A 21,816-nucleotide genomic window follows, 5' to 3' on the forward strand; every position below is an offset into this window, starting at 1 on the left:
TGGTTAAATGCAAAGCACTATCAGCTTAGTGCTTTGCATTGTCTTACTCAATTTCAGGTTGTTTAGGAACAACAAAGTCAGTAATACTTATATTTCGTCCTGCATTTTTAGCTTTATAAACCCCTACATCAGCTGTTGCCAACAATGATTTAATTGAAGGTCTATATGTAGTGTATTTATCAATTGCAATACCAGCAGAGACAGTAATACGGTTAAAGGGTGAATACTGATGCGCAATCGGATCGTTTGCAAAGCGTTTAGGTAAGTCACTCAACCAATCTAACTCATTCGCCTGTAATGTTTTTACCAATATAAATTCTTCACCACCAAAACGCACCACAATATCAGCGTCACAATGTTTTAGTCGGTTTGCGACTGCTATTAATACGTTATCTCCCTCTAAGTGGCCGTAGTTATCGTTATAATTTTTAAAATAGTCGACATCAATCATGGCTAACCCTAAATATTGTGATGGCGCTAACTTGTTAATTAATGCTTTACAGCGTTTATCAAAACTATGCCGATTATGCATACCTGTTAATTGATCGGTATTGGCTTTTTCAGTTTCAAATAATTCCGCTTTATATTGCTTTCTTAATAGGGTATCTAGTTGATATTGCACTATGGCCAGTACAATAACTATGCTGAAATAAAAATAAAGTGTCCACGCAATCGAAGTAGAAGAAAAAAGCTCAATAAATATCAGGGCAATGCCAATTATTGACCATAAAACCAGTTTATGTCCTAAGTGCAGCATCGGTATGGCTATAAATGCAGCAGCGACAAGCATAGGTCCACCCTCTTTTAATTCACTATAGCGTTGCACATATTCCCAAAAGAAATAACTAAATAAAAAACAAAATAAAACCGCATAACTGAAAAAGCGCGAATGCAAGTACTCTGAACTTAATGTTCTATTTACAATAATGAGGACTATCGATAACAACACCATAGTTACGCGCAAAATTGTTATGGTTGAATTGGCAGGCTCTTGTTGATTAAGCCAAGACATAAAAATAAAAGACAATAAAAACAGTGTTACTAGATAGAGTGATGCATCAGCAAGACGCATTGAGCTTTTATTGAGTTGATTTTGGAAGTTGTGCTCTGTTGCACTTGAAAAATAAAAAATTGCGGGAATAAGACGCACCGGCACTCTCCTTAATAAGCTCACTTATCCTTATCCACACTATAGTTTATTGTTATTAATTAGCGAGTTAAATTTACCTTATTAAATAATATTATACATTACTTTTGCTATATCCTGAACAATGCCTACTCAAGATATAGATAAAAATTATTGGGTTCACTAATAAATAGCCGAGGCGTCGCTATACAACGCCCTGTTCAATCATTGCATCTGCTACACGTCTAAATCCAGCAATATTTGCACCAAGTAACAAGTTACCGGGTTGATTAAATTCTTTTGCGGTATCGTTAGCTGTAGTGAAAATATCTTTCATTATTTGCTTTAACTTTTCATCTACTTGCTCAAATGTCCAGCTTTGCATACTGGCATTTTGTGCCATTTCTAATTGGCTCGTTGCCACCCCACCTGCATTTGCTGCTTTGCCAGGTCCATAAGCAATTTTTGCTTCAATAAAGCAATCAATCGCTTCTTTGGTTGAAGGCATATTTGCTCCTTCACTGACTAAAGTACAGCCATTTTCAAGTAGTGCTTTTGCATCCGCTTGGGTTAATTCATTTTGTGTAGCACAAGGAAAAGCCGCATCCGCACTGTAACGCCATACAGCATGACCATCCTGAGGGTACTCATCGCGAGGCGTATACTTGGCATGAGGATGAGTATCTAGGTAGTCACTTAAGCATCCTCGTGAGTGCTCTTTTAATTGCTTAATAAGTTTTAAGTCAATGCCACTCTCATCGTACAAAGCGCCTTTTGAGTCACTACAGGCAATAGGCGTAGCCCCTAGTTGATATAATTTTTCCATGGCATAAATTGCCACATTGCCTGAGCCTGAAATTAAACAGCGTTTTCCTGATAAGCTGTCATCACGATCTTCAAGCATATAGTTAGCAAAATACACTGCGCCATAACCCGTTGCTTCTTTGCGAGCAAGCGATCCACCCCAAAGTAAACTTTTACCGGTTAGTACGCCTTCATAGCGCCCTGTTAAGCGTTTGTATTGGCCAAACATATAACCAATTTCTCTCGCCCCTACGCCAATATCCCCTGCAGGTACATCGGTTGTAGGACCAATATGACGATATAACTCGGTCATAAACGATTGGCAAAAACGCATTATCTCGCCATCAGAGCGTCCTTTAGGATCAAAATTAGCGCCTCCTTTGCCGCCGCCTATAGGCAAACCAGTCAGTGCATTTTTAAAAATTTGTTCAAAGCCTAAAAATTTTATGATGCTGGCATTTACACTTGGATGAAAACGTAAGCCGCCTTTGTAAGGGCCAAGCGCCGAATTAAATTCGATACGGTAGCCTTTATTAACTTGAATATTGCCCTCGTCATCAACCCAAGGCACGCGAAACATTAACTGACGCTCTGGCTCTACCATTCTTTGAATAATTGCTTGTTGTTGGTAATGACTGGTTTGCGCAAATACAGGCTCTAGCGAGTCTAGCACTTCTTCTACTGCCTGATAAAACTCACATTGCGCAGGACTCGTCTGCTTTAATTGCGCAATTGTTCTGTGTATATAATTCATATTTATTCTTCCATGTGGGTATTTTTTAATTCGAAACAGGAAAAATGATCAACGTTATTGTTAGTGGAGAAATTGATTATGCGATCATTATTTTTACACTTTAACATCATAAATAAACGGGATGCACGTGTTTGATGTTGAATTAAATTGTTGTTTCTTTTGTATAAAAACCCATTAATAAAGAATTTGTATGCTAAAGACGCCAGTTTTAATGAATAACACGTTAAAAGTATTAAAAAAATAGTAAAACAAAATACGACTCTACGTTTTTACGAGCGCAACAATATAAAATGCTTTATGAGACTGAAGTTGTAGAAGGGGTAAGACTGATAATAACGTAGGTTTTAGTGAGTTCGTTTAAGAGGTTTAAATGGAGGTTGTTAACCAACCTCCATAAAATGCATTAAGCTTTTTCGCCATCTGGGCGAAAAGTACGCTGCACACCGGTTAAAAATAAACGTAAAACTTGATCGTTACACACACGGTAATGTTTGTTTTCAACTTTACGTGAAAATGCACTAAGTTCATGCTTACTTAAATCAAAATCAACTAAGGATAGTGTGGCAATCACGTCTTCTGCTTTCATATTTAAAGCAATACGTAATTTCATAAAAATAATATTATTGTTTAATTTAGTCTCTGGGATTGGCTGCTCACCGTCACGTTTACCGCGCTTAGTATTTATAAAGCCATTTAAAAATACCGCAAATTCAGTGTCACTTATTGGGGTGTAACCCTGCTCGCCCTCTTTAGTTAACCATGCAATCACCTGCTCTGTGCTGACGCTCTGCTCTGCAGCGGCGAACACGTCAACCATTGCTGAATCGGTTAAATCAAAGGTGTAGCGAATACGGCGTAAAATATCGTTATTTGTCAAAGTAAATCCCAGGTAAAATAAGTGCTCAGCAAACAAAAGCTGTTTAATAGCGGCGCAGTTTATCAGAGTTACACGTAGCGCCCTATTAAATACTGTGTTTAATTACCCAATACTTTTGCCGGATCAACACGTGTTGCTTGCCATGCTGGATACAGCGTCGCCAATATTGCAAGCACAAAGGTGGCAATAACAGTTAACACTATATCTTGCCAAACTAATTTACTCGGTAAGAATTCGATAAAATACACACCTTCTAGCGGATTTTCACCCAGCAATAAACTCAGCCAAGTAAAGAGCTCACTAATATTGATTGCTAGAATGACTCCAATAATAGAGCCTAAAACTACGCCAACAAATGCTTGAGTTAAGCCTTGCATTACAAAAGTAGCCAATATAGTACTGTCTTTGGCACCCATGGTTTTTAAAATGGCAATATTGCCTTCTTTTTCGCGCACTTCCATCACTAAAGACGAAACAATGTTAAAACTGGCGACTGCAATAATCAAAAACACCACAATATAAACAATTGTACGCACCATTTGAATGTCTTGATACAAGCTGCCTTGGGTTCTAAACCAACTCGATATATACACATAATCAGTGACTGTTTGCCCTACTCTCAGCGCTATTTGGTGCGCTGCAAACACATCATCAACTCGTAAACGTAAGCCGGTTACTTGGCTTTGATCGTAGCCTAAGGTTTGTTGTGCTTTGCTAAGGTGAATAAACGCGGCACTGCTATCAATAGGCCCGCCCATTTCTATAACGCCTGCGAGTGTCAATGTGACCCGTTTTGGCGCAAGTAATGATTGCCCTTTTTCACTAATTTGGGGGATCAATAAAGTGACATTGTCGCCTATTGATATATTAAGTTGAGTGACAATTTGCTTGCCTAAAATAACATCCTCAAGTGCTAGCTGACTGACTAATTTACCTTGTGTAAATTGGTTAACCGCTGATACGTCACTCTCTAGCGAAGGCTCAACACCACGTATTTCAACTGCTTTTAATTGGCTTTTAAATTGCGCCATACCATTTACTGCTATAAATGGGGCTGCTCCTGTTACTTGTGGTTGCTGTTTTAATTTTTCGACTTTGTTGGGCCAATCAGCAATCGGCCTACTTGGTGCTACATATTCAACTTGTGGCACTACACTTAATAAACGATGAACCAATTGTTGTTCAAAACCATTGATCACCGATAACGCCACAATTAAAACGGCAACACCAAGTAAAATACCAATAGTAGATGCCTTAGCAATAAAACTAACAAACGCGTTTTTTTCATCTTTATGGCCTGAATAGGCTCTGAAACGTTTACTTATAAAGGCACTAAGCAACATGGTTTGACTCTTTTATTGATAATTTACCATCATCTAAATACGCTATTTTACCCAACTTGTCGGCAAGTTCTAAATCATGAGTCACCACCACAAAACTGGTGTTTAAACTTTTATTTAGCTGATTAATTAAATCGTAAATTTTAATCGCGTTTTGCTTATCTAAATTACCCGTTGGCTCATCTGCAAGAACCAGTGCAGGCTCAGTCACTAAAGCACGCGCTATGGCAACACGTTGGCGTTCGCCACCAGAAAGTGCCGACGGTTTATGGCTACTTCTGTGCGCAAGCCCAACTTTATCAAGCATATCGAGTGCTTTTACATTTGCTTCTTTGGCACTCAAGCCTTTTATTAACAGTGGCATAGCAACATTTTCAACCGCACTAAATTCCATTAATAAATGATGAAATTGATAAATAAACCCTAAGTTTTGATTTCTAAATGCGGCTTGTTGGCTGCGAGAAAGTTTAGCCACATCTTGGTTTTTGATTTTTGCACTGCCAGAACTGGCGGTATCTAAGGTACCCAAAATATGTAATAAGGTACTTTTACCTGAACCTGAGCTGCCTACAATAGCTAGCATTTCACCTTGGGTTAGGGCTAAATCAACCCCTTTTAATACCTCAACTTGGTTTTGCCCGTCTTGGTACACTTTACTTATTTGTTCACAACTAATTACTAAATCATTCATAACGTAATACCTCGGCTGGGTTTACTTTAGCGGCCTGGCGCGCAGGATATAAAGTCGCTAAAAAGCTCATTGCTAAGCTTAAAAGCGCAATCACACTTAAGCTAAGCGCATCAAATTTGACCGGCAGTGAAATCCCCGATAATAAATTTAAGCCAACCAACGCCAGCAGTTCATTAATATATAAGCTAAATAAAATACCTAAAGAGGCACCTACTGCCGTACCAATCACACCGTTATACAAACCTTGAACCATAAATACCGTTTGTACTTGGCTTGGCGTTAGCCCTAGTGTTTGCAGTATCGCAACTTCGCTTTGTTTTTCACTCACCATCATGGTGAGCGCCGACACAATATTGAACACCGCCACCAGCACGATTAAGCCCAATAACATAGACATAATGCGTTTCTCCATCGCCACAGCGGCAAATAAAGTGCCTTGGCTACTACGCCAATCGGTGTATTTAAAATTCTTCAGAATAAGTTGGCTGTCTTGAATAAATTCATCAAGTGCAAATGGCTCATGCAGTGACACACTTAAATTAGGGGGTGTAGAGCTACTTTGCTTTAATACTCGTTGCAATGACACACCACTGGTAAATGCCAATCCCATGTCAATTTCTGAACCAGTTTCGTAAATAGCAGCAATTTTGAATAAACGCTGGCTAGGAACACGACCAAGGGGTGTATAAGTTGACGCATTGGGCATAATAACGCGCAGTTTATCGCCCAAGCTAACGCCGAGTTTACGGCTTAGATAACGGCTAATAGCAATGTGATAATTATTATTTAATACACTTTGCCAATTCCCCTGCACTACTTTGTCAGTGATTTTATAAAGCGAGCCATCATTATCATAGAGCCCTTGCAGCAGCACACCATGCAGGTCTTTATTTGTTTGTAGTATAGCTTCACCATGGCGGTATAAACTAACATGATCAACATACGGTGATTGCTCAAGATCGGCTTTAAGAGTATTCATTTGCGCTTTAGAGTGTTGTTTTGCCTGCACTTCAACGTGTGGAATGAGTCCGAGCATATTCGTTTTCAGGCTGCTTTCAAAACCGTTCATGACACTACTTACTGTAAAGAGCGCCATTAAACCAATCGCTATACCTGCAATAGAAAAAAAAGAAATAAACGAAATAAACGCATTGCCTTTGGAAGAGCGACTATATCTAAGTCCGATAAACAGGCTAACAGGTTGAAACATATTAATTAAAACATTAATGCTAAAAGTGTGGCTTTATAGTAGCACGAACTCAGCGCAATTGAATATCACCATAAATGTAAGAAATAATTTATAAATCTTATACTTGGCTATATTATAAGCAAATCACTAAGCCAAGCTAAACTTTTAATCCTGTTACTAGATAATCAAGTAATACCCGTACATTAGTAGCAACAAATTGCCGAGGAGGATAGAGCCCCCACACACCCTCTTGCTGAGGTTGATAAGCTGTTAATATTGGTACTAACTGCCCTTTTTTTATCTCATTCTCTATGTAGTAATCCGGCAACTGAACAATACCCAACCCTTTTTTAGCGCCGTCAACCAGTGCCCAACCGCTATTGCAATGCAACCTCCCTGCTACTTTAATATGTTTGTCACGACCGTTTTCATTTACTCGCCAATAACTGCTGTTACCAATTAAGCATTGATGCTGGTTAAGTTCACCTAACGTATGGGGTTCGCCAAAACGCGCTAAATAGCTTGGTGCAGCACACATAATAAATCGCCGAGAGCTCAAGCGTCGCGCTTTTAAACTCGAATCTTTTAAATGGCCTAATCGAATGGCTAAATCAAAGCCGCCCTCCAGCAAGTTTTCTTGCTCGTTAGAGAGCGTTGCGATTACTTCTACCTCGGGGTGATCATGCATAAACGAATGCACTATCGGCATAATAAAACTTTCACCATACATAACCGGTGCGGTTAATTTAATTTTACCTTTAGGGGATGTTTGCACAGACGCGAGCCCCTGAGTGGCTTCATCCATAGCGTGTTGTAAATGTTTTACTTGGTGTAAAAACTGCTCACCTTCTTTGGTTAATACCACCTTTCGGGTCGTACGCGTTAAAAGTTGGGTATTTAACCGTTGCTCAAGCTTAGTAACATGGCGGCTAATATGGGCAACCGATAGACCCAACGTCTGTGCAGCTTGAGTGAAACTTCCCTCTTCGCCAACAGCAATAAACTCATCAATTCCTTCCCAACGCATTATTATTACCAAACTGTAAAAGTGTTTTATTAATTTAGAGATTATCATTGTTATAGAAATAAATACAATAGGCACATCACCCAAACAGTTTGGGTCTACAATTGATATTCAAACCACTACAAAGGATATACACATGTCTGAATTTATAAAATCAAAAGCAGCGATTGCCTGGGGCCCTAATCAGCCTTTAAGCGTTGAAGAAGTTGACGTGATGATGCCTAAAAAAGGCGAAGTGATGGTAAAAATTACTGCCACAGGTGTATGCCATACAGATGCTTTTACTTTATCAGGTGAAGATCCAGAAGGCATTTTCCCCGCTATTTTAGGCCATGAAGGTGCCGGGGTGGTTTACGCTGTGGGCGAAGGCGTTACAAGTGTAGAAGTTGGCGATCACGTTATTCCTCTATACACCGCAGAATGTGGTGAATGCAAAATGTGTACTTCAGGTAAAACCAACTTGTGCTCTGCTGTACGCGAAACACAAGGCAAAGGCTTAATGCCAGATGGCACAACGCGATTTTTCAAAGACGGCCAACCAATTTATCACTATATGGGGACGTCGACCTTTTCTGAATACACAGTACTTCCTGAAATCTCGCTAGCTAAAGTAAATAAAGAAGCCTCTTTAGAAGAAATTTGCTTATTGGGCTGTGGTGTCACTACCGGTATGGGCGCTGTAACAAATACGGCAAAAGTAACAGCGGGCGATACGGTGGCAATTTTTGGTCTAGGTGGCATTGGTTTGTCGGCCATTATTGGCGCAAAAATGGCTGGTGCAAGCCGTATTATTGGTATTGATATTAACACCTCTAAGTTTGATCTTGCGACTAAACTCGGTGCAACCGACTTAATTAATCCAAAAGACTTCGACAAGCCAATTCAAGAAGTGATTGTAGAGATGACCGACGGCGGTGTTGACTACTCATTTGAATGTATTGGTAACGTTGATGTAATGCGCTCTGCCCTTGAGTGTTGTCATAAAGGCTGGGGAGAATCTGTAATTATTGGTGTAGCTGGTGCTGGCCAAGAAATTTCAACTCGCCCGTTCCAACTTGTTACTGGACGTGTATGGCGTGGTAGCGCATTTGGAGGCGTTAAAGGTCGTTCGCAACTTCCTGAAATTGTAGAGCGTTACATGGCGGGTGAATTCGCTCTTAATGATTTTATTACCCATACCATGAGCCTTGAAGAAATTAACGATGCCTTTGATTTAATGCACGAAGGTAAGAGTATTCGTACTGTTATTCATTACTAATTTCTTTTAATCACCATTACCAGCCGTTGCTATTAAGTAACGGCTTTTAAGGATTGTTATGTTAGAAAATATCTCAACAGCAAAAGTGGCTGCTGGCTGGCATAAGCAGTATAGCCATACTTCCTCAAGCACCCATTGCAGCATGCGTTTTGCGGTATTTTTACCACCAGGCGCCAGTGAAAAAAATAAAGTACCAGTACTTTATTGGTTATCAGGATTAACCTGTACCGATGAAAACTTTATGCAAAAAGCAGGCGCGTTTAAAAAAGCGGCAGAGCTAGGCATCGCTATTGTCGCACCTGATACCAGTCCGCGTGGTGAAAACGTTCCTAACGAAGATAGCTACGATTTTGCCCAAGGTGCAGGGTTTTACGTCAATGCAACGCAGGCACCTTACAATACTCATTTTAATATGTACGATTATGTGGTGAAGGAACTACCTGCATTAATAGAGCAACATTTTCCAGTAACAACTAAAAAAGCAATTTCTGGGCATTCTATGGGTGGCCACGGCGCATTAATAATTGCCCTTAAAAATCCTAAAGCTTATACCAGCGCTACAGCATTTAGCCCAATTGTAAACCCGATAGATTGTCCTTGGGGTGCTAAAGCCTTTACTGGCTACTTAGGTACTGATAAATCAGTCTGGGCAGAATATGATAGCTGCGAATTAATGCAACAAGCCAAACAAGCTGATTATTTACCTATGTTGGTTAGCCAAGGTGATGCAGATAACTTTTTAGATGAGCAACTTAAGCCACAAAAGTTAGTAACTGTAGCTACACAGAAAGGCTATCCGTTAACACTCGAAATGCAAGCTGGTTACGACCATAGTTACTATTTCATTAGTAGTTTTATAGACCAACACTTATTATTTCATCATCAGTTTTTAACTGCTTAGATTCATTACTGTGTAGAGTAGATTTATCTACTTCTACACATTCTTTAAGATTTTTTGTGACCTGCCTGCATTTTCTAATCACACCGTCATCTCCTTTTACTAAACTAAATACTGCAGAGTCTATTTTGAAACCTAGCTCAGCAAAAGAAAACCCGTCCTTATCAACGGGAACTGGCTCAAATGGATTTTCATAAGGAGTAGACCGAGCTGGATTTTTCATCCGCTGATTTTCTTGTGCATTTGAGGCTGCTTGTCCATCCAACATAACGCCAAAAAATGTACAGCCATTAAGCATCAGCAATAGTGATAAAAAAAATATTTTTTTCATGTTTAACCCTTTAGTAGCTTCAACTTTAACTATTTAGTTAATAGAGTAACTCCATTAAAAAAGTAAAACTGTAAAAATCTGTTAGTAAGTGAAAATTGTTTACAACATAATTTATACTAAAGTATTTTATTATCACTCTCGCAAAATGATATAATATAACATATAATTAAACTCGTTTTTTCATCCATACCAAAGCATATTTATGTCATTACCTTTATCTCAAAATCGTTTACACCATATAGACTTACTCAGAGGTCTTATTATTATATTTATGGTGATTGATCACGGCATGTATTATTGTCTAAATTATTCAGTGACCGATCCCATGAGCATACCAGGAACAGATGCGCTTACTTTTTTCACTCGTTTTATATCGCACTTTTGTGCGCCATTATTTGTATTTTTAGCGGGCCTTTCAGCTGCAATAACCGAGCATAAATACACTTCCACGCAAGCTTTTTCAAAAAGTTTAATTATACGTGGACTAGTCCTTATATTATTTGAATTTACTATTGTGTCGTGGTCTTGGAGCTTTAATCCACTGTTTCCAATGTTATACGCTCAGGTTATTTGGGCTATAGGTTGGGGATTTATTATTCTGGGGCTTTTACGTTTAATCGGTCTGTATGCGATTTTTGCCATGGGCTTAATTTTAGTATTTGGCCACAACTTATTTGATGCCGTCAACTTTGAGCCAAATACAATCGCAAATACGATATGGTCTGTTTTACATCAAAAAAATGTACTCGAACTTCCTTTTAACTTTAAAATTAGAACCACCTACCCCGTAGCACCTATTGTTGGGTTAATGGCGTTAGCCTATTGTGCAGGTGTTTTTTATAAAGCCAAGCAATACAGTAACCGAGTTATGGATTATGGCTTAATTTTGGGTGTAAGCTGCCTAGTTTTATATACGCTTTTGCGTGGCTTTAATCTTTATGGTGACGCATCAATATTTACGATTAGTGACTCTTATTTACTCACTATAATGTCATTCTTAAACCCGACCAAATACCCACTTTCCCTGCAGTTTATGTTGTTAACCGTTGGTATAGGCCTAATTATGCTTAAACTATTGAGCAAGCTAAAAAGTGATTTTTCGCCAAAGTTTTTACAAGTATTGGGTAAAACCAGTATGTTCTCGTACTTAGCCCACTTGTATTTACTGCATGCAATAAGTTGGTTACTTATCCCTGTTTTAGGCTTTAGTTTTTCTGATTTGACTTATGGCGAAACACTGGTGGGTTTACCAACTGGATACGGTATGAGCTATGTTGCAACACTGATATTTATTGCAGTCGTAATTGGCCTAACAGCCGTTCTTGCCAATTATTATTTAGCATGGAAGCAAAAAAATAAACACAGTTTAATTGCTAAGTATATTTAACCTTACTTTCTCCCCACAACTTTATTGTGGGGAGAACACGTTTGAGCTAATTATGGTTAAATGCTAATATTTTAATCCTTATCAAAATAAACATCACCAACTACAAAGTTAAAGCGATTAATCATATTGCGCTTCACTCCAAACTCTTACATAGTCTACAAGCATATTAGCTTTAAAATCATCACTAATATTATTTTCATTACCATCCCAACCACCTACTTGTAACGATAAAATAATGTAAGAAGGTAAACTTCCAACTCTGTCGTCATAGTGCTCCCAAACTTTTTCACCATCTATATACATACCGACAAAACCAGGCTCCCAATGCATGCCATATACATGAAAACCATCAGGGGAATAATTATGATAAAGCTCGCCAGAACTTATTGACTTATGTTGACTACCGTAACCATCCCAATGCAGAGCAGAGATACTGATGTCTTCCCCCCAAATACCTAAACTCTCCATAATATCAAACTCCATTCCCTTATCGAAGGTAGGTGAGGTATCTCCCCAAGTATCTTTAATTAATAGAAGTGGCTCTTGACCAAAATTAGTATCTGCATAATTACCTCCTCGCACAAAAGCATCTTCAGTCGGGGATAAACTTTCTTCATTTACAATTAAAGCAGGCCTATCAGAAATATTATTCGATTCACTACTAAAAATTTTTATAAGCTGGCTACGCATATAATTGTCAATCAATGCAAAGCTAGCCTCTTTACCAGAGCTTTTTTGCTCTCTTATATAACTGGTAACATCCACTTCAATTATGTTTCCCGTAACCTCTCCATAGCTATGACTAAACCATAAAGGATCAATCTGCGGTTTAGTATTCCAAGTTACAGTATCTTGGGTCCAATCTGTGGAAAGTGTTTTATGCACAGCTATGCTGCTTTGAGTGTTTGCTTCAGAGATTTTAAGTCTTAAGAATGCAGAAGAAATAGTAGTAGATACATCATCAAGATTAAATTTTAATAATGACTGCCTCCTATAAGTATTATTACCATAAATACCTTTGTCAGGTAGTAACCAAAATGCAGGCCAAGCACCATGTACTGAGTCATACTTAATTTTAGCTTCAAAGTAACCATATTTTTGTCTAAATTTACGAAAAGTACTTACCTCAGCGGCTTTATAAAAGTAACGTTTGGTTCCTTGATTTAATGTGTTTTTTACTGATTCAAGCTGCAACATTTCATTTTCAATGCGAATAGTTTCTCGCCCAGCATTACCTGCGATACCACTCATTCCTAAATATTGCTTTCCAACATGCCAATTGTTAGGGTTTAATAAAGTTGAATTAAAGTTATCTTCAAAAGTCAGCTCCCAATTACCAGCTAACGGCGGAGAAATATCATTATCTGGCTCTCCCTCGATAAAGGAAACCGAGTCCATATAAAATATACCTGTTCCAAGAGGGCCTTGAATACCAATAGCTAGAACTTTTTCATTTTCATCAAGATTAAAGCCATTTAGATTTATTCTAATCGTGTGCCATGTATCGTCTGAAAAGTTATTATGGCCGGGCATACCATCCAATGTCCAAAATTCGTTATTGGTTTCGTCAAGATTTATTTTTAATGAATCGTTACCGCGACGGAACATTAAAGAGCCCTTATTTCCTGATTTTCTGTATATTTTTGCCTCAAGAATTGAATTTTTAAAAGGAGGTACTTGAGCAATGCGTAATCCTGATTGAGTCCAATAGTGTGCCTGCATTGATATAGCTCTTTCTCCATCAACTACTGGCTCACCAATTTGGGTTAAAGTCGATTCACTAGATGAGGTTGCCCATAACTTAGCCCCATTTCTAGGCTCATCATCAAATAAAATAACAGAAGCAAAACTTGATTTAGCTGCGAATAATAAAGCATAAAAAGTGAGTTTTATTTGTAGGGGAAACCTGCGATGTAATAATGTGAATTTCATTTTCTATCCTTAACTAATTGCTTAAGCAGAAAACAAGTTTTACCAAATAATAAAATTATAAATATCTGATGAGGACAAAAAGGTAATACTTAAACCCTAATCAACCAAACTTTTACTAGTTAATAATAATGATACGAAGCAAAGCTGGTATTTTCAATTTTTCTACAGATTTAATTATTTAGTAATTCACAAGAGTTAGTATCTCTGAGCAACTACAAAGGATATGATTTTTAATATTTAAGTGATGAGCTATTATTTCTTTAACTGGAATATGAACAAGATTACAACATACTAACTCGTGAGATCTGAGCTACAATTTAGATAGTTAGACATCACCAAACTGGAGATTTACTGCACTTAACTTTTGAAAGTTCTTTAAATAAAATGTACTGATTTAGTCATAAATCAAACATTAAAAAAGGCGCTATAAAAGCGCCTTGCTAACAAGTATGTGTGCTTAGAACATATCTTGATAGGAATTTGTTGTACTAAATGTAATTGCTTTTTCAAAGCCTGGCAGTGTAATGCTGTGCTCATCTAAAACAATCTCATTTTCATCAATCAAGCCATCACCAAAACGGTAAATTAGCGAGTATTGACCTAAATCGGCTTGCGTTTGGTAAGTATGCTGTGCATCTTTTACTTGGCTATGTTTTTCAACATAGCTGTTCATCAGTGCATCACCATGGCGTTTAGCAAGCATTTGCATGGTTACTTTTGCGCTCAGTACAGTCGCTGTTGCATTATTTCCACCAAAGCCTTTTGAGTTAATAAACGCAATATCCATATCACCACAATCGTAGTGGCTATTACGAATATCTAAATGTTCGCTGTAAACATCGTCGGCTACTTTATCAATGGTGGTAATACCTGGCATAATATTATGACTAAATACACCTAACGCAATGGCAAGCTGATCGCCACTAGCAGGCGCAATAGTATGGCCTACATAGGCTTTAGGCGCAGTCACTTTCCAGTTATCAATAGCAAATGTTTGCGCTACTTTATGATAAATTAAAGATTCAGTAACACGATTTTGTGGCGTACTTGAGCCGTGCGCTAAAATAAAGCTACGTTGTTGCAGTGCCTCTTTACCTAACAAGCTAGTAGCAAGTGCTGCTGATTTCGCCATGGTGATGTAGTTGCCAGGCCCAGGTGAGGTAATTGACTTTTTAACTCCATCGGCATTCACAAATACATCCGGCACACTGCCCATAATATCTGCACCGAGTTCCAGAGCCAGTGCATCATCCATTAATATAGCAACCTGAGCCCCCTCACCTAAGGTAAAACCGCAGTTCTCACCAAATGGACGACTACTTTTACGGTAGTCAGGCTCATCATCATTGCTTAAATTATCTAAACGGCGCAAACCTTCAATATTGGCCAGCGCACTCATATTACCAAAACCTTCAACCACTTCTGGAGTAATCGCACATTCAACACTTGCAACCACTGCAACACGGGTACGACCAGCTTGAATATCGTTAACGGCAGCGCGCAAGTTATATAAAAATGTGGCACATGCGCCTGAAGTTGAAAAAGTCGTCCCCACATTCCCAGTAACATAGGCGTTAATAAAATCGGTCGACATCGTATTTAAACCCAGCGCTAACTGTTTAGTACTAACACGATCGCCCTGCTGACGCGCTTTAACTAATCCACCTAAGCCTTTATCATCCATTTGACCAATAACCGATGCTGAATAGGTACCAATTTTATCTGGCTCTACGCTATTCATAATATGTTGCCAATCAAGTCCTGTTGATTTTATTGCATCGGTGGCAGCAAATATGGTCGCTTGTAAACCGCGCGGCTGGTAGCGGCTGTTATACATAATGGCAGGATCAAACCCGGTTGGAAATTGCCCAGCCGACTTAATCGGGTTATCACGGGTTGAGTCATGTTTTACATCTAGCTCAGCAGCAATCGTGACTTTTACTTTTTTATTATCAAGCTCATCTATTTGCCAGTTGCTTGGTAAAGGCGATGGTAAGTCACGACGACGTGTTTCAAACACAATTGAACTATCATCTGAAGCCGTTAAAGTCATTTTTTGCTGCCAAGGTGTGGCATCAACATCAAAATGTTCTTTTTCAATTTTTCGAATTAATGTACCAGCAATAATTTGCTCACCAAAGCGTGCTTCAATGTCGCTTTGCTCAACATGATTACCTTGGCTGTCTTCAAGTTGGCCGTTTACTGTAGTCACTAAGTTCATTAATGTGGCAAGGCCTAAAAACGTTTCTTGGCGAGCTTGCGCCGCTAAGCTATCTAACACGATACGACGATAACCTTGATGAAAAGAAGTACGGCCAGCGGCATTAATGCCTCCCATGCCTACAATAACGGGTAATGCAGTCATAATTTACCTTTAAAATGCGTGTTATAAGAATATGACATTAGTTTAATTGGATTATAGAGACGTCTTTGTGCTTTAATAGCCAAATAAGCGGCATAAAAGGCCAAAAACAACTGGTCGGAGCATTCACAATGAGCAACAACCCATTAACTCCCCCCATAAATATTGGTATCGCAGTGTTTGAGCATTTGTTGGTAACCAGTCTCACATTACCGATTGAGATGCTGCGTGCGGGTGAGGCTTTTGCTAAAGGCCATAGTGATAAAAATAACTTTAAACCTCTGGCTATTCATTTAGTGGCTAAAAATAGTGATGCCATTAAGACGCGAACTGGACTATCGATTATTCCTGATTGTACTAGCGAAAACTCACCTTATTGCGATTTAGTTATTGTGCCTGGTATTTGGCGTAACCCTCGCCCGGTGATACGCGCTAATCAACAATTAGTCACTTGGCTGATCGAGAGCTTTACCGTAGGAAGTCATATAATTGGAGTAGGCACAGGTAATTGTTTTGTTGCAGAGGCTAGTTTACTTGACGGACATCCCGCTACTACCCATTGGCATTATGCTAAACAGTTTAAGCATGACTACCCTAATGTAAGTTTAAAACCTGATTTTTTTATCACCCAGTCAGAACGTATGTATACCGTAGCCAGTTTAAATGCACTTGCTGATGTTATCGTACATATTATTAGTCAATATTATGGTAAAGAAGCGGCACAACATGTGGAGCGCAACTTTTCCCATGAAATTCGTAAACCCTATGAAGATCAACGTTACTTAGAGGGAGCAGTAGATAGACACCCAGATGAGCTGATTGCACAAATACAGTTTTGGTTAAAAACCAATCTAGCCAGTGAGCTCAACTTACAGGAGGTTGCGGCTCAATTTAGTCTAAGTTATCGCACCTTTACCCGTCGCTTCAGAAGTGCCACTAACCAAAGTCCAATCGAATATTGGCAACAATTACGAGTAGAAGGCGCCAAAGATTTATTGGCATCTTCTAATTTATCGATTCAGGAAGTTGCTTTAGAGGTTGGCTATAATGACCAAGGGCATTTAACCCGAGTATTTAAAAAAGTATTACGCCAAACACCCAGCGAATACCGTAAAGTCGTGCGACGAAAATTATTTGGTTAAGTTTTAACTAAACCGTGTTCACTTTTGATGGTTAGCAAAGATTGATATAGCCTTGATTAGATTTTTTTATATATATAAATTATAGTATTACGCATGAAGTGTGGTGAAATTAATACAGGGAGATAGCTGATGGATAAACTTACCAATCTGCTTGTCGATCAACAAAGCAACGCATCCATTGAGGCTAAACTAGCTGACTTACTCGCGTTAGTTCGCAAACATTTAGATATGGATGTTGCTTTTATATCTGAATTTATTAACGATGAGCGGGTTTTTAAAGTGGTCGATAATCCCTCTGAAAACCAAATTGTTAAAGTGGGTAATGCCGATCCGATTAATGAAACGTATTGTCAAAAAATCACCGATGACAAGCTTAGTCCTATTATTACTAATACCTACGCAAACCCAATAACCAAGGCTATGCCCGTAACCGAAAAGTTAGGTATAGGCGCTTATATAGGTGTTCCTATCAACCTGTCAAACGGTAAATTATACGGTACTTTTTGTTGTTATAAATCACACCATGATGAAAGCTTGAACGATCGCGATTTATCGTTTTTAAATATTATTTCGGAAATAGCGACTGGCTTAATTGAAAAAAACTTATCAAAAAGTATATCGCGTAATCACGCCAAGTCAGCTATTGAGCAAATTATTAGCGATAATGATATTAGTATCTACTTTCAACCTATTTTTAGTTTAAAAAATAATAAAGTTGCAGGTTTTGAATCACTTGCTCGATTTTTTACTACACCTTATAAAACTCCTGATGTATGGTTTAAAGAAGCAAAAAAGGTTGGCTTAAATGAAGCATTAGAAATGCTAGCCATTAAAAATGCAGTCACCAACATAGCCAAATTTAATAATTCAACTTACATTGCTATTAATTGCTCACCATCGCATATCCTAAGCGGTGCACTTAAAAATACATTACAAAACATTGACTGCACTAGGCTAGTATTAGAAATTACTGAGCATTCGCCAATTTCCGACTACGAAAAAATGCGAACTGCACTTAGGCCTCTCAGAAACAAAGGCCTTCGCTTAGCTATTGATGATGTAGGCGCAGGCTTTTCGTCATTTCAGCACATTTTAGAGCTTGAAGCCGATATTATTAAATTAGATATCAGCCTCACACAAAATATAAACACTGATGATCGTAAGTTTTTGCTAGCAAAAGCACTGTGTGGGTTTGCAAAAGCAATCGACTGCACCATCGTTGCCGAAGGAATTGAAACTGAAGAAGAACTCAACTCGTTAAGAAAGCTCAATGTAGATAGTGTGCAAGGTTATTTTATTGGCCGCCCCACAGCAATTAACGATGCACTTAGTTTGCTAAACGCAACTCTACCAGCATGAAAAACGCCACTATTTAGTGGCGTTCGCTATCTATACTGTCTTTTCGATAATAACGTTTGTGATAACTTTTTACTTTAGCGTGCACCCCTTTGCTGAGGCTTTTAAACTTAGCTTCGAGCACATCAACACCATATAAAATACCAACCACCAATATAGAAAGCTTAATTGCAGCACCTAAGTTTTCGGTTGCGATCATCACCCCAATAGACGCAAGCACCCAAATAGTGGCCGCGGAGGTAACCCCTACCACTGCACCATCTTTTGCTAGCATAACGCCTGCGCCTAAAAAACCAATACCCGTGATTATTTGCCCCACTACACGAGAATGATCAATCACATCCCCTTGTAAATTAAACGCCGTAGATAAAAACAAATATGTGCCTAACGTTATTAATGCTGATGTGCGAATACCCACAGGTTTACCGCGCAATTGACGCTCTATACCAATAATAGCGCCACAAAAAGCGGCGGTGCCAATAGCTGCCCATGAGTATGGCGCTACATCGATAAAATCTAAAAATGTCACTTAATATCCTAATCTATTTTACTTTACCAATAGCAACTGCCGTTCTGAGCCTTTGGCTACCAAATGCCGACATTTTACTAAAGTCGCTACGTGCAATTGGTACGTACTGACAATCTATTGCTAGCTGGTTATCTTTTCCAGGCTGGCAAAATGGGTCATGTACGTAAACACAATGTGCATCTAAATGGGTTACACACACCCAGTGCGGTGATTTTTTACCATCAAACCGATACGTACTAATTAACAGCAACACACTAAACCCCTGACTCAACCAGTTTTCTATGTCAGTTAATTCAACATCTTTTTGTGTAACTGAAATATTTGCCGCTGCAATACCCTCAACAAACTGTTTATGAACCGTGGCCAATACTGATTTTTTGTTATCACTGCGAACCCCATCTAAAAATAATGGTTCAGATGTATTAACAATTACCTCACTTGTAAAACCGCGTTTATTTGCAGCCAGTGCCAAGCCAAATGGGTGACAACCGCCATGCCCAGAGGTCATAAAAATAGTGGTACCTTCACGCCACAAAGCTAATTCATGTGACTGACTCAGCTCTGTGTTTGAGTCAAGAGCAGCCATTGCCATTAATAACGCAGCAGGACCACAGGTAAACTCGGTGGTTTGCTGATACCATGGCGTTAAACGCTCAACCTGCAACTCACTGGTTTGGCGAATATTTTTTTGCATGCGTAAGGCATCACTGTGATCGTCATAATAATCACTGTATTGACCAAATACGCGATACCCCACACTTTTATAAAGCCCAATGGCGCTGTCGTTATTTACTGCAACTTCTAGGCGCAAATAAATACGTCCACGCTCACTGGTCGCTTTTTCAAGTTCATTGAGTAATTTTTTGGCTATGCCCTTGCCCTGCATTGTTGGTAATACGGCTAACGAATACAAACGCGCTAAACGCGTGCCTTTATGGCACCACACTAAGCCATAGCCACATAGTTGCGCATTTTGCTCAGCAACTAATAAAATCCCATGTTTAACCCCAAGCCAGCGCTTTAAACTACGCGCACTTAGCTTATCGTTACTAAAGCAAGTATTTTCAAGCGCCACCAACGCCTTTAAGTCAGTGGTTATTGCAGGGCGAATAACTAGCTTGGTCGTCACTGTTACTTTTTCAGCCAAAGCAATAGGCATTAGCCGCGGCCTCGTGCTTCTAACCGCTGTTTAAACTCATCCATTATGATCATGTATAGCTCGTCACCTAAGTAACCATCTTCTACTTTGTGATCAATGCTCGGGTTGTCGTTTACTTCCAATACATACGCACGACCTTGGTGCTCTTTAACATCTACACCGTATAAACCTTTACCCACTGTTTTGCAGGCCTTTAAAGCAGCGTCTAACACAGCTTTTGGTAACTCAAAGGTTGGTAGAGTTTCAAAGCCACCGGAAAAAAACCGTTTTGCGTCATGGTTGTATATTTGCCAATGGTTACGCGCCATTAAATAACGACATGCATAAATAGCACGACCATTAAGTACCCCTACGCGCCAATCGTATTCGGTGTACATGTATTCTTGTGCCAATACCAGCGCACTCAGTGCAAATAATTCACTAAGCTTAGCTTCTAATTCATCACGATTAGCAACTTTATAAACGCCTTTTGAAAACGACCCTTCTGGCATTTTTAATACCAGCGGATAAGTAAACGACGCTTCTAGTTGCTCAATTGTGTCTTTTGATTGATCTGCCACCACCACGGTTTTTAAGCTCGGTACTTTTTGATAATTAAATGCATCATGTAAGTACACTTTATTACAGCACCGTAAAATAGACTCCGCATCGTCAATCACCACTAAACCAAGGCTTTGCGCTTTACTTGCAAGGCGGTAGGTTGGGTGATCAATCGCTGTTGTTTGACGAATAAACAACGCATCAAATTGGGCAATATTATCTATTTCCTCAAAGCTAAGTGCTTTTGCGTTAATACCATGTTTCGCTGCTGCTTTTATAAAACGTGTAATTGCATCTTTATCGCTTGGCGGTACTTTTTCGTTATGATCAACCAATATCGCCATATCCCAACGAAAACGGCGCTCTACTTTACCAATACGCCATTGCGTTTGGGTAAACTCATTGAGCTTTTCAATAAACGCAGCATATTGTTGCTCACTTAATGAGGTTAAAGAGCCTTGTTGCAATAAACCTTGCTGATCGACAAATAAAATAGGCGCTGGGTATTGTTTAAATATCGATTTAGCCGCTTTACTTTGTAATTCGTTAAGAGCATTACCAAAATAAACTGCGCCATCAATATGCCCAGTATTTAAAATAGGTGCTTGTCCACTTCTAAGCGCGTTTATTGTTTTAACGCTTGGTAATACTTGGTGTTTGCGGGCTTCTGCAAGCAATGAACAATAATAACCCTTACTCAAGTATTGGCTTGAGTCGCATAAATTAATAATGCGGGTTTTAGGTTCGTTGCGTTTTGGGTAGTCACGCAAGTAGGTGTTAAACGTAATGACATTTTCAAATGAAAGAGCAAGTGCTTGCTCGTTGTTATCAACCACAATTAAGGTTTTAAACACGACTTTTCCTAGTTAAGTCAAAATATAAATAATACCTTGGCTAGTTAGCTCAGGTAGTTAAACAGCAAATAGAAACACCCATCGGACTAAGTGCAGCAAATAGCAAATCACTTAATACGATAGGTGCTTTAACGAATATCTACTATAAACGTTAGCGCTTAAATTGCTTAAGCGACACTTGCTTTATAAGTCCTTTTTTAAATACACACAAACGAGATATTTTTAGCGTGAAGATAAAAATATTTGATGAACTTTTTTATTGT

General features: G+C 38.9%; 18 protein-coding genes. 5 read left to right on the top strand and 13 right to left on the bottom strand.

Annotated elements, in window-relative coordinates; translation table 11 throughout:
• Nucleotides 1–43: 43 nt before the first annotated feature.
• The 7 genes from MTF66_RS38595 to MTF66_RS11515 form a co-directional block, all read right to left on the bottom strand.
• Complete coding sequence (locus tag MTF66_RS38595) at nt 44–1,150, bottom strand: GGDEF domain-containing protein (protein ID WP_138621109.1); 1,107 nt, start codon at nt 1,148–1,150, stop codon at nt 44–46.
• Between the two features lie 181 nt (nt 1,151–1,331).
• Nucleotides 1,332–2,684, bottom strand: a complete 1,353-nt coding sequence (gene gdhA, locus MTF66_RS11490) for an NADP-specific glutamate dehydrogenase (protein WP_138621107.1) — start codon at nt 2,682–2,684, stop codon at nt 1,332–1,334.
• A 403-nt stretch (nt 2,685–3,087) separates the two neighbouring features.
• Complete coding sequence (locus MTF66_RS11495) at nt 3,088–3,561, bottom strand: DUF1456 family protein (RefSeq protein ID WP_138621105.1); 474 nt, start codon at nt 3,559–3,561, stop codon at nt 3,088–3,090.
• 98 nt (nt 3,562–3,659) lie between these two features.
• Entirely contained in the window at nt 3,660–4,904 is a 1,245-nt protein-coding gene (locus MTF66_RS11500; RefSeq protein ID WP_138621103.1) for a lipoprotein-releasing ABC transporter permease subunit, read from the bottom strand.
• Complete coding sequence (lolD, locus tag MTF66_RS11505; RefSeq protein WP_010389881.1) at nt 4,894–5,592, bottom strand: lipoprotein-releasing ABC transporter ATP-binding protein LolD; 699 nt, start codon at nt 5,590–5,592, stop codon at nt 4,894–4,896. Before lolD ends, MTF66_RS11500 begins: the two co-directional genes overlap by 11 nt.
• Entirely contained in the window at nt 5,585–6,802 is a 1,218-nt protein-coding gene (locus MTF66_RS11510; protein WP_138569599.1) for a lipoprotein-releasing ABC transporter permease subunit, read from the bottom strand. The genes lolD and MTF66_RS11510 overlap by 8 nt, the downstream gene beginning before the upstream one ends.
• A gap of 136 nt (nt 6,803–6,938) precedes the next feature.
• The gene (locus MTF66_RS11515; RefSeq protein WP_171043244.1) at nt 6,939–7,811 is read right to left on the bottom strand and encodes a LysR family transcriptional regulator; all 873 of its coding nucleotides are present in this window, start codon (nt 7,809–7,811) and stop codon (nt 6,939–6,941) included.
• 130 nt (nt 7,812–7,941) lie between these two features.
• On the opposite strand from MTF66_RS11515, the gene MTF66_RS11520 reads away from it, so the two are divergent.
• Both MTF66_RS11520 and fghA read left to right on the top strand, forming a co-directional pair.
• On the top strand, nt 7,942–9,063 hold the full coding sequence (locus MTF66_RS11520) for an S-(hydroxymethyl)glutathione dehydrogenase/class III alcohol dehydrogenase (protein WP_109874696.1): 1,122 nt from the start codon (nt 7,942–7,944) through the stop codon (nt 9,061–9,063).
• A 58-nt stretch (nt 9,064–9,121) separates the two neighbouring features.
• Nucleotides 9,122–9,964: an S-formylglutathione hydrolase gene (gene fghA / locus MTF66_RS11525; protein WP_248527283.1), complete on the top strand. Its 843-nt coding sequence runs from the start codon at nt 9,122–9,124 to the stop codon at nt 9,962–9,964.
• Here fghA and MTF66_RS11530 read toward each other — a convergent pair.
• Nucleotides 9,918–10,292: a hypothetical protein gene (locus tag MTF66_RS11530; protein ID WP_138621097.1), complete on the bottom strand. Its 375-nt coding sequence runs from the start codon at nt 10,290–10,292 to the stop codon at nt 9,918–9,920. The genes fghA and MTF66_RS11530 overlap by 47 nt on opposite strands.
• 202 nt (nt 10,293–10,494) lie before the next feature.
• Between MTF66_RS11530 and MTF66_RS11535 the strand changes: the two genes are divergently transcribed.
• A complete protein-coding gene (locus MTF66_RS11535; protein ID WP_138621095.1) occupies nt 10,495–11,679 on the top strand; it encodes a DUF1624 domain-containing protein in 1,185 nt (394 codons plus the stop codon).
• A gap of 117 nt (nt 11,680–11,796) precedes the next feature.
• Here the strand turns inward: MTF66_RS11535 and MTF66_RS11540 are convergent, their stop codons facing one another.
• Both MTF66_RS11540 and MTF66_RS11545 read right to left on the bottom strand, forming a co-directional pair.
• The gene (locus tag MTF66_RS11540; protein ID WP_138621093.1) at nt 11,797–13,611 is read right to left on the bottom strand and encodes a DNRLRE domain-containing protein; all 1,815 of its coding nucleotides are present in this window, start codon (nt 13,609–13,611) and stop codon (nt 11,797–11,799) included.
• Nucleotides 13,612–14,068: 457 nt separating this feature from the next.
• Nucleotides 14,069–15,976 (bottom strand): beta-ketoacyl synthase, encoded by a 1,908-nt coding sequence (locus tag MTF66_RS11545; RefSeq protein ID WP_138569592.1) that lies wholly within the window; start codon nt 15,974–15,976, stop codon nt 14,069–14,071.
• A gap of 128 nt (nt 15,977–16,104) precedes the next feature.
• On the opposite strand from MTF66_RS11545, the gene MTF66_RS11550 reads away from it, so the two are divergent.
• Nucleotides 16,105–17,115, top strand: a complete 1,011-nt coding sequence (locus MTF66_RS11550) for a GlxA family transcriptional regulator (RefSeq protein ID WP_021033106.1) — start codon at nt 16,105–16,107, stop codon at nt 17,113–17,115.
• A 129-nt stretch (nt 17,116–17,244) separates the two neighbouring features.
• Nucleotides 17,245–18,474 carry an EAL domain-containing protein gene (locus MTF66_RS11555; protein WP_138569590.1) on the top strand — a complete coding sequence of 410 codons (1,230 nt, stop codon included), beginning with the start codon at nt 17,245–17,247 and terminating at the stop codon, nt 18,472–18,474.
• Between the two features lie 13 nt (nt 18,475–18,487).
• On the opposite strand, the gene MTF66_RS11560 is transcribed toward MTF66_RS11555, so the two are convergent.
• Genes MTF66_RS11560 through MTF66_RS11570 form a run of 3 tightly spaced genes read right to left on the bottom strand, consistent with a single transcriptional unit; the run spans nt 18,488 to nt 21,553 of the window.
• The gene (locus MTF66_RS11560) at nt 18,488–19,000 is read right to left on the bottom strand and encodes an MgtC/SapB family protein (protein ID WP_008110519.1); all 513 of its coding nucleotides are present in this window, start codon (nt 18,998–19,000) and stop codon (nt 18,488–18,490) included.
• Nucleotides 19,001–19,013: 13 nt separating this feature from the next.
• Nucleotides 19,014–20,159, bottom strand: coding sequence for a GNAT family N-acetyltransferase/peptidase C39 family protein (locus MTF66_RS11565; RefSeq protein WP_138569589.1), 1,146 nt, complete (start codon nt 20,157–20,159; stop codon nt 19,014–19,016).
• Nucleotides 20,159–21,553 (bottom strand): RimK family protein, encoded by a 1,395-nt coding sequence (locus MTF66_RS11570; RefSeq protein WP_138569588.1) that lies wholly within the window; start codon nt 21,551–21,553, stop codon nt 20,159–20,161. The genes MTF66_RS11565 and MTF66_RS11570 overlap by 1 nt, the downstream gene beginning before the upstream one ends.
• Between the last annotated feature and the right edge of the window lie 263 nt (nt 21,554–21,816).

This window comes from Pseudoalteromonas sp. 2CM39R (genome assembly GCF_023161845.1).

Bases quoted from the DNA above. Each gene is read 5' to 3' on its own strand.
- gdhA (WP_138621107.1), bottom strand. From the start codon at position 2,684: ATGAATTATATACACAGAACAATTGCGCAATTAAAGCAGACGAGTCCT.
- lolD (WP_010389881.1), bottom strand. From the start codon at position 5,592: ATGAATGATTTAGTAATTAGTTGTGAACAAATAAGTAAAGTGTACCAA.
- MTF66_RS11540 (WP_138621093.1), bottom strand. From the start codon at position 13,611: ATGAAATTCACATTATTACATCGCAGGTTTCCCCTACAAATAAAACTC.
- MTF66_RS11510 (WP_138569599.1), bottom strand. From the start codon at position 6,802: ATGTTTCAACCTGTTAGCCTGTTTATCGGACTTAGATATAGTCGCTCT.
- MTF66_RS11530 (WP_138621097.1), bottom strand. From the start codon at position 10,292: ATGAAAAAAATATTTTTTTTATCACTATTGCTGATGCTTAATGGCTGT.
- fghA (WP_248527283.1), top strand. From the start codon at position 9,122: ATGTTAGAAAATATCTCAACAGCAAAAGTGGCTGCTGGCTGGCATAAG.
- MTF66_RS11550 (WP_021033106.1), top strand. From the start codon at position 16,105: ATGAGCAACAACCCATTAACTCCCCCCATAAATATTGGTATCGCAGTG.
- MTF66_RS11500 (WP_138621103.1), bottom strand. From the start codon at position 4,904: ATGTTGCTTAGTGCCTTTATAAGTAAACGTTTCAGAGCCTATTCAGGC.
- MTF66_RS11555 (WP_138569590.1), top strand. From the start codon at position 17,245: ATGGATAAACTTACCAATCTGCTTGTCGATCAACAAAGCAACGCATCC.
- MTF66_RS11520 (WP_109874696.1), top strand. From the start codon at position 7,942: ATGTCTGAATTTATAAAATCAAAAGCAGCGATTGCCTGGGGCCCTAAT.
- MTF66_RS11535 (WP_138621095.1), top strand. From the start codon at position 10,495: ATGTCATTACCTTTATCTCAAAATCGTTTACACCATATAGACTTACTC.
- MTF66_RS11545 (WP_138569592.1), bottom strand. From the start codon at position 15,976: ATGACTGCATTACCCGTTATTGTAGGCATGGGAGGCATTAATGCCGCT.
- MTF66_RS11565 (WP_138569589.1), bottom strand. From the start codon at position 20,159: ATGCCTATTGCTTTGGCTGAAAAAGTAACAGTGACGACCAAGCTAGTT.